Consider the following 11,913-nt stretch of genomic DNA (forward strand, 5'->3'; position numbering starts at 1 on the left):
TCATACTTTCTCAACATATCCGGGGAAGATGTTCGCCCTCAAGCATACCGACAAAGCGTTTTCCCCCAAGGAAAGTTTCCAAAAGCACGAGCCCCGACTTTCCTTCTTGTACTATCCCAATACGAGTTGCATTCTGTCCTAAAGGATGAGATTGCATCTTTAAAAGCACTTCGTCCGCAACTTCGGGAGCTACAATAACTAAAGCTTTTCCTTCGTTTGCCAAATATAAAGGATCTAGACCTAACATCTCACAGGCACTTTCAACACTTGGCAACAAGGGCAAGAGCTCCTCTTTTAAGAGCATACTCACTCCAGCTTGTTGTGCTAATTCATTAAGTGTTGTCGCCACACCACCACGGGTAGGGTCTCTCATGCACTTAACTCCGGGCAAATAAAAAGTATCAATTAGTTTATTTAATGGAGCACAGTCACTCAGCACAGGTGTTTGAAATTCCAGCCCTTCTCGCTCAGACAAAATTGCAATCCCATGATCCCCAATGGTTCCGGTAATAATAATCTCATCACCGGGCTGAATTCGCTTAGGTTCCACTAAACGATCGGTAATGTATCCTATCCCTGTTGTATTTATAAAAATCCTATCAGCACTTCCACGTTCTACGACTTTTGTATCCCCACAAACCACCAATACTCCTGCTTCGGCAGCGGTCCCCGCAACACTTTTAATGATTTGTTCTAATTCTTCTATAGGTAAACCCTCTTCTAAAATAAGGGCCAGGGTTATAAACTTCGGAATTGCACCACTTACCGCTAAATCATTGACAGTTCCACAGACCGCAAGTTTACCTATATTTCCGCCCCGAAAAAATAATGGCGATACTACAAAAGAGTCTGTTGACACTGCAATCCGCTCCATTCCCGGTAAGAGCACTGCATCATTCATTTGATTCAGGTGAGCATTTCCCAGGTGTTTCTGAAAAAGGTTAAGAATTAATTCGTGACTTAACCGACCACCGCTTCCGTGTGCCAACATAATGCGTTCCAACTAATCCACACTCCTTTGGGCGTAACGGTGATAAGCCGCACACGACCCTTCTGTAGACACCATACATGGCCCAATAGGCTTCATTGGCGTACAATACTCAGCAAATAAAGGACACTGGGTAGGATAGATTACCCCTCTTAAGACATCTCCACAACGGCAGCCGGGTGTCTCCCGAGATTGAAAAACGGGCAAGGAAAATTTCCGTGCAGCATCCCATGGACTATAGTCTGCCCGTATACCCAAACCACTTTGTGGAATAATTCCTATTCCCCGCCAAGATGCATCAATCCTCTCAAAAACCCGCTCGATAAACATCTTGGCCTGTGGGTTACCCTCCGGCTTAGCCACGCGCTGGTATTGGATTTCAATGTCTGAGCGACCTTCAGCACGTTGCCGCAGGAGCATGGCAATCCCCTCTAAGATATCTAAGGCTTCAAATCCTGTAACAACACCGGGTTTACCATAATCCTCAGCCATAAATTTTATAGGCTCTATTCCGATAATCGAGCAGACGTGCCCCGGATCAAGAAAAGCATCCACCAATAATTGTTCGTCTTCTGCTAATAACTTTAAAACAGGGGGCACTACTTTGTGCATAGACAACACACTATAATTTTTTATTGCTTCACGTTTAGCAATTTCTAAACTCACGGCTACTGTCGGGACTGTGGTTTCAAAGCCAATACCTAGAAAGACAACTTCTTTGTCGGGATTTTGACGAGCTAACTCTAAAGCATCCTGAGTTGAATAAACAACTCGAATATCTGCTCCTTCAGCTCTCAACTCTTGTAGATTTTTCTCTGTGCCCGGTACTCGAATCATATCTCCAAAGGTTGCCGTTATTACATTTTTTTGAGCTGCCAAGTACAAATAGCGATCAATATCTCCATTAGAGGTGACACAAACCGGACACCCCGGCCCCGAAACCAAGCGAATACTTTTGGGCAACAACTCACGTATGGCATTTTTAGCTATGGCAACAGTATGTGTTCCGCATACCTCCATGATGGTAAATGGACTTTGCCCTAAAGACTCAATCTCCGCAAGAAGTATACCTGCCTTTGCCGCAGACTCCTTACTCCCCCTCTTCATAAGCATTAGCCACCTCCAGCAGCAGTTCTTCCGTTTCTTTAGCACTTTCATCATCAATAACACTGATGGCAAACCCGGCATGAACTAACACGTATTCGCCAATTCCAACCTCTGGAACCAAGTCGATACTGACAACCCGTTCATTACCCATCATATCTACCTTGGCAATCGATCCCTCAATCATGATTACTTTAGCAGGAATGGCTAAACACATTTATAACACCTCATTCGCAATTAATATCTGTCCGAAGGCTAATCCACCATCTCCTGGAGGAAGGCTTCGAGAACGCAAGACTTTTATGCCATGTCTCTGACAGTTTCTGAGAACCGCTTCTGTTAAAAGCCTATTCTGAAACACCCCTCCGCTTAAAACCATGGGGCCATCCCCTACCTCCAACTGCAAAGCAATATCTACAATAGCCTGGGCAATTGTCATATGAAACCGATAGGAAATTTCCTCTTTACTCACACCGAGTAAAACATCTTGAATAAGATCTTCAAAAAGTGCTCTTACTCCCAGTATTAGAACCCCCTCCTCTACTCTTGTTTCAAAAGAATAAAGGACTTGAGAATTCTTTTGACTGCTTTCTTCATCTTCAAGATGATCCTGCAAAAAGCCAGCTCCGACACTTTCCAGTTCGATAGCAGCTTGACCTTCATAAGTAACCTTTATACACACACCTATTAGGGCACTGACTGCATCAAACAGTCTGCCTGCACTTGAGGTTTGAAAGAGTTGGACCCCCGTGTCAACTTGGCGGTCAAGAATCCGGCGTTCCATGTTGGAAAGAGGCCTCCACAAAGGTTTAGTCTTTTCCCAGGCTTCACCCCTCAAAAGAGTTTTAACATAGGCATAGGCAATTCGCAAAGGGTGTTTCGCACCGGCATCTCCCCCAGGCAACCCTAAATACTCCAGATGTGCCTTGCGTTCATAACCGGATGAGTTCCCATAGAGAAATTCAAATCCCCAAATACAATGATCATCCCCGTAGCCAGTCCCGTCGCAGATAACTCCAAGGGTAGGTTCAGTTCTGTCCCATTCTCCCAATACACTGACTAAATGTGCGTGATGGTGCTGTACAGCACACTTTGGCCAAGGCTGCTCCAAAGCAAAATTAGTAAGTTGATAGTTTGGGTGTTTATCATGGGCAACTGCACTAGGCACAATGTTAACGACTCGTTGAAAGGATTCTAATTCCTGGTGAAAACGCTGGAGATTTTCATATCCTTCCATATCCCCAATGTATTGACTCACAAAAGCCCGTTGCCCGGCAACAAGGCAAAATGAATTTTTCAGTTCGCCCCCCACACCAAGGAGGGGAGTCTCGACTTGATAACTACTCATCAAAATCGGTAAAGGGACATAGCCCCGTGCTCTGCGGTGAAAGACAATTTCATCGCCAATCAATTGAACCACTGAATCATCACAAGGATGATAAATATCCCGATTGTGCATTAAAAAATAATCCGCAATTCCCTGTAACTCTGCCAACGCTTCATCATTGGAATAAATCAGTGGCCGTCCACTGAGGTTAGCACTCGTCATAATTAAAAAATCATATGGTCCTTCAAATAAGCGATAATGTATTGGGGCGTAAGGGAGTAGGATGCCCAGAGTCTGTATACCAGGTGCAATATCCTCAGATAATCCCCCTCTTGAAGCAAGTTTTCGTTCTAGGATTACGATAGGGGCTGATGAGCTGGTTAAAAGCTCCTCTTCTTTAATAAGAATGTTTACCTGCTCGCGAGCAACCGCTATAGACCTGGCCATAACCGCGAAAGGCTTGAAGCCGCGTTCCTTTCTCTCTCGCAGCCGGCGTACAGCTTCAACGTTTCGGGCATCGCAAACCAGATGAAATCCGCCTAGCCCTTTTACCGCAAGAATTCCGCCTTGGGACAATTGATCAACACCAAGACCCGGGAGGGATCGACCACTTCCATCCGTTAGTTGAAACTTCGGCCCACAGTTTTTACAGGCAATTGGCTGAGCATGAAACCTCCGATTTCTTGGATTCACATAGTCTTCTTCACAAGACTTGCACATTCGAAATTCTGACATAGTTGTTAATGCCCTATCATAAGGCACGTCATGAATGATTGTATAACGAGGCCCACAATTTGTGCAGTTTGTAAATGGAAATTGGTAAAATCGACTATTAGAATCAGCCATATCCGCAAGACAATCTCGACAAGTTGCTACGTCCGGCGAAATTAATACGTCCGCCTTAGACTCAGCTTTACTCTCAACAATTTTAAATGTCTTATAATACCTTGGCTCAACATCAATTACTTGTGCAGTAACAATCTTTGCTAATGAGGGAACTTCTTTAAGCAAACGATCATAAAACAAGTCAAGCTTATTCCCTTCAGCATGGATTGTTACACCATGACTAGAGTTATTTACCCACCCGTTGATCCCCAGCTCTTCAGCAAGCTTATAAACAAACGGTCGAAAACCTACACCTTGAACTATACCATTAAAAAAAATAGTTTTCGCTTCATTTTTCATTTTTGGTTAAACCAACTTTCACGGTTATAATTACAATTTTTAATAGTAATACTCTCATTGTACACGTCAGGCTCTCTATACTTCAAGTAATTAGTTTAATATTTAGTCATCTCAGATCTATTAAGGCGAGTACTGCAATAACCAACAACAAATCGAAGTAAATGCAGCGAACATGCTCTCCCTTGACAATTACTAATCATAAATATTTCTGATTAGAAAATAATAAATTAATATTAACAATCTTCAAAATATTCTATATATATAGAGGAAACTTAGATCTTCCCTCGAATATACCTTACATATATAGTAAAAATCTCATGCACACATCCCATTTGGAATTAAAATCAGGAGGTGTTCTGCAAAATATGGGTAATTTTGATTTACTCAAAGTCAAAGGGGTTTCTCGGCGTGATTTCATGAAATTAGTTGCAGCAACAACAGCAGCCCTAGGCTTACCCGAGCTTATCGTCCCTAAAGCAGCCAGTGCGTTAGAACAAGCACTAAAGAAGCCACCGGTTATCTGGTTGGAAGGGATGGATTGTACCGGTTGTACGGAATCGGCAATTTCCACCCTGAATCCTTCTCCCGCTGAACTCATTCTAGACATGCTTTCCATACGCTATCATGAAACTATTATGGCTGCATCAGGTCATAAATCTGAAGAAGCATACCAAGCAACTTTAAACGAAAATTTCGTATTGGTTGTAGAGGGATCCTGTCCTGCTAAAGAAGACCGGTTCTGTATGGTAGGTGGAAGACCATTCCGCAAAATACTTATTGAAGCTGCTCAAAAAGCCCAAGTGATTCTCGCCATTGGAAGCTGTGCTTCTGAAGGTGCCGGTATCCCAGGTGCCTGTGCCACAGGTGCCGTAGGGGTAGCAGAGCTTCTCAGAAACGAGGGAATTAACAAGCCGGTCATAAATCTTCCCTGTTGCCCAGTTAAACCTACAACTTTAATTGGCACTATTCTATATTACCTAACCTACCAAAAGGCGCCAGCCCTGGATTCCCAAAATCGTCCGACAGCTTACTATGGCTCTTTACTGCATGACAACTGTCCGCGACGCGGTCACTTTGAAAACGGAAACTACCTTACAGACTGGAATGATCCGATTCAAAAGGAGTATTGCCTGATATTAAAGGGCTGCAAAGGCCCAAAAACATACACTGACTGTGCACAAGTATGGTGGAACGACAATGCCAACTTCTGCATTAATGCAGGATCTCCATGTTCCGGATGTTCAGAAAAAGACTTTTATAACGGATTTAGTCCTTTATATGCTAAACAAGAGATCTTTAAGCTGCCGGGAATTGGCCATGTTGACGCTGATACCGTAGGGTTCGTTGTTGGAGGGGCCGCGGCAATAGGACTGGGAGCACATTTAATTGCTACAGCAGCAAGCGGAAGATTGGGCAACAAGGATCATAAGGAGGACATGTAATGGCGAAAGTAGTAATCGATCCTTTAACACGTATTGAAGGACATTTAAGAGTTGAAGTTGAGGTTGAAAATGGAAAAGTTGTTGACGCTCATATAATAGGAACAATGTACCGTGGAATTGAGGCAATGCTCCGTGGCCGTGACCCCCGTGATGCCACATTTGTTACCGAGCGTGTATGTGGCGTTTGTGCAGGCTCCCATGGTTGGGCATCTTCGCTGGCCCTAGACAAAGCTTACGGGGCAAATGTCCCCGCTGGAGGTCGGCTTATCCGAAATCTAATCATTGGAGCCATGTACCTCCATGACCATCCTCTGCATTTCTACCATCTAAGTGCCCTGGACTACTTAGATGTCATGGCAGTCGCTCAATATCAGGGTAACGATCCAGGTCTTGTGGCAGTGAAAGACAAAATTATCAAACTTGTCAATGCCGGAGATACTTCCCCCCTCACTCCACGCTATAAACCAGATGATTTTAGCGTTAATGATCCAGAGTTAGTGACCATGGCTGTTGCCCACTACCTTAAAGCCCTTGAGATGCAAGCAAAGGCTAAGAAGATGTCGGCACTGTTTGCTGGAAAACAGCCCCATCAATCCTCTATTGTCGTCGGTGGGGTAACAATGCTTCCAAGTATTCAAGTGGTAGAGCAATTCCGCTCCATGCTTTATGAGCAGCTGGATTTTATTGAAAAAATCTATTTACAAGACGTATTAACATTTGGTACCGGCCCACTTCTGCCCTTAGCGCAGGCAGGTGTCGGAGGAGGAAGTCCAAACTATCTGTCTTATGGCGGATTTGCCCGTGACGATGCCGGTAAAGATATGTTCTTCAAAGCCGGAGTCATTATGGATGGTAATTTAAGCAAAATCATTCCTGTAGATGAATCTAAAATTACAGAAGACGTTCAGTATTCTTGGTATAAGGCAAGCGCTAAGGGCAAAACACCCTACACCGAAGATACAATACCGGATCTTGATAAAAAAGGAGCTTATACCTTTGTTAAAGCTCCCCGCTATGATGGTAAACCTATTGAGGTTGGCCCTCTCGCGCGTATGCTTGTAATGCAGCCTAAAGGTCTCATGGATATTATCGCTAAGTATGGTATTAAGCCCGGTGCTGTAGCACGTCATGCTGCCCGAGCCTATGAAACTCTCCTGATGGCCAAAGATATGTTCAATTGGTTAGATGCCTTAGAGAAGGAAATGGGATCTAAAGATTTCCGCATTCATGATACCGATCATTGGGAGGCTCCGGCCACAGGACAAGGTGCAGGTATGACAGAAGTCCCTCGCGGTTCTCTGGGTCACTTTATCAAAGTAGGGGATCATAAGATTGAGAACTATCAAATGGTCGTTCCGACTACTTGGAATTTTTCGCCAAGAGATGATAAAGGGGTTCGTGGTCCAGTGGAGGAAGCACTAATAGGCGTCCCGGTTCCCGACCTGGAGAATCCAGTCAACATTGTACGAGTGGTGCGCTCTTATGACCCTTGTCTGGCTTGTGCGATCCATCTCATCCATCCGGAAACAAACAACATCAAAAAATTCCAGATCGGCTGGTAATAAAGGAGGGAAGGACATGTCTAGCCAATTAGACTTAGACCACCCATTGTTTCAACGCGTTAGCCACTGGATCAATTTAATTAATTTCTTTATATTAACTATTACAGGTTGGTTCATTCATTCCCCTTACCCAGGGATGCCTATGAACCTCATGCGGAATTTACACTTCATCTTTATGTATCTATTAATTATTAACGGAATTGTCCGTTTCTATTACTCCTTTTTTGGCAAAAATAAAGACTATGATGCATTTCTGATCAACTCACAGGACATTAAAACATTTTGGCCACAAATAAAGTACTATTTATTTATTGGCAAACACCCTGAAACCGGAAAATATAACCCTCTCCAAAAAATGGCCTATATTGCCTTGCCTATCATGGCTGTGGTTCAAGCAGTTACAGGGTTTATCCTTTACAAGCCCGTGGAATTAGCTAATGCAGCAGGATATTTTGGAGGTTTGGCAGCCGTTCGTGGAATTCATTACCTCTTCATGTGGTTATTTATGGCTGTAATCGCTGTTCATCTTTATCTAGTTTTTACATCCGCCTATGAGCAATTTCTGTTTATGTTTTTTGGTAAGAAACGAAAGGAGAAAAGCGCATAGCTATGCAATCGCCAAAAATTATGGTGATGGGGGTAGGAAATATTCTCTTGTCTGACGAGGGATTAGGAGTTCGGTTCTTAGACGTATTTGCAAAAGATAAGCTCCCCGACAATGTAGAACTGCTTGAAGGGGGCACGGCGGGACTTGAACTTGTTCATCTAATTCAGGATGTAGACTTTCTCATTATCATAGATGCTTTTAATGCTAATGCTGAACCTGGAGCATTATTCCGCTTTCAACCCGGTGATCTCCAAGTAATCCCAGAACAATATGAAGTATCCTTTCATCAAATTGGGATTGTCGAAGTACTGACTCTGGCTAATGTATTAGGGCATGCCCCACAAACCTTAATTTTTGGTATCCAACCAAAAAGTTTGGAGTGGGGCTTAGAAATAAGTGCCGATATTGAAGCACTATTTCCTCGCTTGAAAGAATTAGTTCTTAAAGAGATAGACTCTATAAGTTACGAAGGTAAATTCACTGCAACTTAAAATAAGAGCCTTTCACTTAGATTTAACAGTGTTAAATCTAAGTGAAAGGCTCTTTATTCTGTTAGAACTACCAATCTCTGAAACATCATCACTATGTTGCCTAATCCTTATGTTCCTGATAATCATTAACTTTTTGACTTAGCCAGTTTATCCAATCATTTAAGCCGTCCCCGTTACGACAAGATACTTCAAAAATTCTTATCTCTGGATTTATGGCTAGAATATCTCTTTTCATTGACTCCATATTAACATCTGTAAGCTTTTCAAGATCCATTTTGTTTAGAATAACAGCTTCAGCATTGCGAAAAATAACGGGGTATTTTGAGGGCTTATCATCCCCTTCAACAATACTAAGAACTATAACCTTAAATTGTTCTCCTAAATCAAAATCTGCCGGACAAACTAGGTTTCCGACATTTTCGATGATCATGAGATCCATAGCAGTCCAATCAAAGTCAGGCAAAACTTTGTTAACCATTTTACTGTCAAGATGGCAGCCTCCACCGGTATTGATCTGTATCACAGGTACCTCGTAAATAGCTATGCGATCTGCATCTTTACTAGTAAATATATCACCCTCTATTACGCCGACACACAAATTTCGCGTTAAGAGGGGTAAGGACTTTTCTAACAGTGAAGTCTTTCCTGCTCCCGGTGAGCCAATCATATTAATTGCTAAACAATTATTCTTTCTGAAATGCGCACGATTTTTCTCTGCCTGTGTATCATTTGAGTTAAGTAGATTAGCCATTACCTCAATTTCACGACGGCCTAATTCCATTATTCCACCTCCAGGCTTTCTAATAATAATTCTTCACCACAAATAATTTTGATATTTGAGTTTTCACAATTGGGGCACAGAAAAAACATACTCTTTACTGAAAATTCCTTCTGACACTTTGTACACCGAGCAATTACGCCTACACGCTCTATAATCAACTCTGCACCTTCAGCTATAGTATCCTTAGAATAAGCCTCAAACGCCATCTGAAGGGCATCAGGTTCTGCATTCGTTAGTTCCCCAACCTTAAGTTTAACTTGAATCACCTTTTTTACGTTGTGCTGGGAGATAGTTTGTTCGATGACTTCAAATACTCCTCCCATCAAAGACATTTCATGCATATTATTTCTTTAGTTAAGCATAACTTGAAAAACTTAACCGATCCTTTCAATGAATTTTATTAGTTCAAGTTTATCTACTTTTCAAGCTCTTTTTTCTATCAAAGGGGTGGTATACGTATTTTCATGCTCCATGGCTAACCAATAATTCCTGAAAGATAATATTTAGAATATCTTTATAACATCTTAGATTCGACGGAAGGATTATTTTTCCTTTTAAAGTACCGGTTATTGTAATTTAAATTATGAAGTGTACTTTTTATTCTAAGCTTGACTTAGTTTGCTATCAAATAAATTTAATATGTATGTACTGTACGGATAAAAAAGTTCTTAATGGTTAATATAATAATGATTTCAAATACAACTGAGAAGGAGGATGGTCAATATGAGTCGAAACACACCTGAAGTTCCAGAATCCGAAAACCAGTTGGATCAGCTTAAGTGGGAAGTAGCTGAAGAACTAAATTTAGATGACGATATAGAAGAAAAAGGGTTTGCCAATATGACCACTCGAGAAGTAGGTCAAATCGGGGGAAATATGGTTAAAAAAATGATTACCTTTGCAGAAAAAGAAATGGCCGAACAAGGGGCCGATGTTATAGACTAATATCTGGGTATAAAACCTAACTTTTCTAGCTTAAGGGACGCGTTGAAAAACGTCGTCCCTTATGTTATTTAGAGCTTTCTTTAGTTGTCAGATATAATCATTTTCTAACACGATAGATTTTGTTATATCCCATCGGAAGCATTGGCTCAAAGTAATGTACAAAGGAACATTCGTCTATAAACTTAATGCAAGCGAATTTAACTCTCTGCTCACTTCTTGTAACCCTTCTACTAATATAGCAATTTCTTGATTTGCCTGTGCTTGTTCTCTTGTAATGGCACTGTTTCGCAATGAACTTTCAGAGATTCTTTCAATAATAGAGCGAAATTCTAATAGTAAGGCACTGATTTCGTTGGCTGACTGATTACTTTCATCTGCTAATTTTCGAACTTCACCTGCTACTACGGAAAAGCCACGGCCATTTTCCCCGGCCCGGGCTGCCTCGATAGCAGCGTTTAAACCCAATAGATTAGTTTGTTTGGCTACTTTACGAATAAAGCCTAAAATATCTGAAGTAGATTGAAGGTAGTTTTCACCCTCACGTGCCTCAGTCGCAATGACTTGACTAATAGAAGCCACTTCTTGAGCAGAGGCAGCGGTTTGTTGTACTGCACTCACCGCCTTTTCTATTGCTAAACTCAAAGCTTTTACTTGGTCTCGAATAATTTCTTTTAATTCTTCATCTCTCATCATCATCACAACCATACCAGCAGCAATTTTGGCCACCGGAGTGACAATATCTAAAGGCCCTGCTATTCCAAAGGTGCCAATTTTACTTCCATCTACTTTAATGGCTTGATTGTAGCCTTCTTTTAGCGTACCTCCGGAATTCACTGCTTCTTCATTAGTAACGGCAGTGTTATCAATATTTGTAGTCATTATTCTATGGCTTCCCTTATGCTCTACCCCTATTCTTGTTTGGGCAGAATCAGCGATGATTATCCCTGATTTATTACATACTATAACAGCAAACCCGCTTTGCTCATGAATAAAATCAACTATCTTATTCGCAATTTGATTGCTTAGCGTAAAGACCACAAACTCATCTCCTCTAAGAAAATTACCACTTGGGTTCATCTATTATTGTCTGACGGCCAGACCATCTGTGTGCTGTATATCCCCATTTATTCTTATTTTAACACAATCATCTTGGAAAAGTATGTTTTATTGTTCACTAACTCATCTTTTGAGTTATTCATGTTTTTTATGACTAAAAACTATATTTAATTGCAAATTTCGAATTAGCCTATCCCCTAATAGAGATATTATTGTAACCCCGACTCCCCAAATTCGCCCACGTTGGCGAATTTAAGACACCCCAGATGAGGTGGAAGGATGACACACAAAGAAAGACCACCTCATTCAGAGATGGTCTTTCTTTGTGTGTTACCTGGCGATAACCTACTTTCCCAGGGGCTATGCCCCAAGTATCATCGGCCCTGGAGGTCTTAACTTCCGTGTTCGGTATGGGAACGGGTGGA

The 11,913-nt window shown here is 41.8% G+C and carries 12 protein-coding genes and 1 rRNA gene; 5 read left to right on the forward strand and 8 right to left on the reverse strand.

Annotation, left to right across the window (positions count from 1 at the left end):
* Positions 1-10: 10 nt before the first annotated feature.
* The 4 genes from hypE to hypF are packed head-to-tail and all read right to left on the reverse strand — an operon-like array spanning position 11 to position 4,604.
* Entirely contained in the window at positions 11-1,003 is a 993-nt protein-coding gene (gene hypE, locus BLS16_RS16975) for a hydrogenase expression/formation protein HypE (RefSeq protein WP_092334858.1), read from the reverse strand.
* On the reverse strand, positions 1,004-2,101 hold the full coding sequence (hypD, locus tag BLS16_RS16980) for a hydrogenase formation protein HypD (RefSeq protein WP_092334859.1): 1,098 nt from the start codon (positions 2,099-2,101) through the stop codon (positions 1,004-1,006).
* Positions 2,079-2,309, reverse strand: coding sequence for a HypC/HybG/HupF family hydrogenase formation chaperone (locus BLS16_RS16985; RefSeq protein ID WP_014901859.1), 231 nt, complete (start codon positions 2,307-2,309; stop codon positions 2,079-2,081). The genes hypD and BLS16_RS16985 overlap by 23 nt, the downstream gene beginning before the upstream one ends.
* Positions 2,310-4,604: a carbamoyltransferase HypF gene (gene hypF, locus BLS16_RS16990; protein WP_092334860.1), complete on the reverse strand. Its 2,295-nt coding sequence runs from the start codon at positions 4,602-4,604 to the stop codon at positions 2,310-2,312.
* A 365-nt stretch (positions 4,605-4,969) separates the two neighbouring features.
* Between hypF and BLS16_RS16995 the strand changes: the two genes are divergently transcribed.
* From BLS16_RS16995 to BLS16_RS17010, 4 genes are read left to right on the forward strand one after another with little or no spacing between them, the layout of a single operon-like run.
* Entirely contained in the window at positions 4,970-6,046 is a 1,077-nt protein-coding gene (locus BLS16_RS16995; RefSeq protein ID WP_092334861.1) for a hydrogenase small subunit, read from the forward strand.
* On the forward strand, positions 6,046-7,608 hold the full coding sequence (locus tag BLS16_RS17000) for a nickel-dependent hydrogenase large subunit (RefSeq protein ID WP_092334862.1): 1,563 nt from the start codon (positions 6,046-6,048) through the stop codon (positions 7,606-7,608). Before BLS16_RS16995 ends, BLS16_RS17000 begins: the two co-directional genes overlap by 1 nt.
* A 16-nt stretch (positions 7,609-7,624) precedes the next feature.
* Entirely contained in the window at positions 7,625-8,215 is a 591-nt protein-coding gene (cybH, locus tag BLS16_RS17005; protein ID WP_092334863.1) for a Ni/Fe-hydrogenase, b-type cytochrome subunit, read from the forward strand.
* Positions 8,216-8,217: 2 nt separating this feature from the next.
* On the forward strand, positions 8,218-8,706 hold the full coding sequence (locus BLS16_RS17010; RefSeq protein WP_092334864.1) for a HyaD/HybD family hydrogenase maturation endopeptidase: 489 nt from the start codon (positions 8,218-8,220) through the stop codon (positions 8,704-8,706).
* A 100-nt stretch (positions 8,707-8,806) separates the two neighbouring features.
* On the opposite strand, the gene hypB is transcribed toward BLS16_RS17010, so the two are convergent.
* Together hypB and hypA are read right to left on the reverse strand one after the other, a co-directional pair.
* A complete protein-coding gene (gene hypB, locus BLS16_RS17015; protein WP_092334865.1) occupies positions 8,807-9,487 on the reverse strand; it encodes a hydrogenase nickel incorporation protein HypB in 681 nt (226 codons plus the stop codon).
* Positions 9,487-9,828 carry a hydrogenase maturation nickel metallochaperone HypA gene (hypA, locus tag BLS16_RS17020; RefSeq protein ID WP_092334866.1) on the reverse strand — a complete coding sequence of 114 codons (342 nt, stop codon included), beginning with the start codon at positions 9,826-9,828 and terminating at the stop codon, positions 9,487-9,489. The genes hypB and hypA overlap by 1 nt, the downstream gene beginning before the upstream one ends.
* A gap of 382 nt (positions 9,829-10,210) precedes the next feature.
* On the opposite strand from hypA, the gene BLS16_RS17025 reads away from it, so the two are divergent.
* Positions 10,211-10,432 carry an alpha/beta-type small acid-soluble spore protein gene (locus BLS16_RS17025; protein WP_092334867.1) on the forward strand — a complete coding sequence of 74 codons (222 nt, stop codon included), beginning with the start codon at positions 10,211-10,213 and terminating at the stop codon, positions 10,430-10,432.
* Positions 10,433-10,606: 174 nt separating this feature from the next.
* On the opposite strand, the gene BLS16_RS24690 is transcribed toward BLS16_RS17025, so the two are convergent.
* Entirely contained in the window at positions 10,607-11,470 is an 864-nt protein-coding gene (locus BLS16_RS24690) for a methyl-accepting chemotaxis protein (protein WP_092334868.1), read from the reverse strand.
* A 350-nt stretch (positions 11,471-11,820) separates the two neighbouring features.
* Positions 11,821-11,913: ribosomal RNA gene (rrf, locus tag BLS16_RS17035) — 5S ribosomal RNA — on the reverse strand; the annotation flags it as partial.

The sequence above is a fragment of the Desulfosporosinus hippei DSM 8344 genome, from assembly GCF_900100785.1.
Taxonomy (GTDB): domain Bacteria; phylum Bacillota; class Desulfitobacteriia; order Desulfitobacteriales; family Desulfitobacteriaceae; genus Desulfosporosinus; species Desulfosporosinus hippei.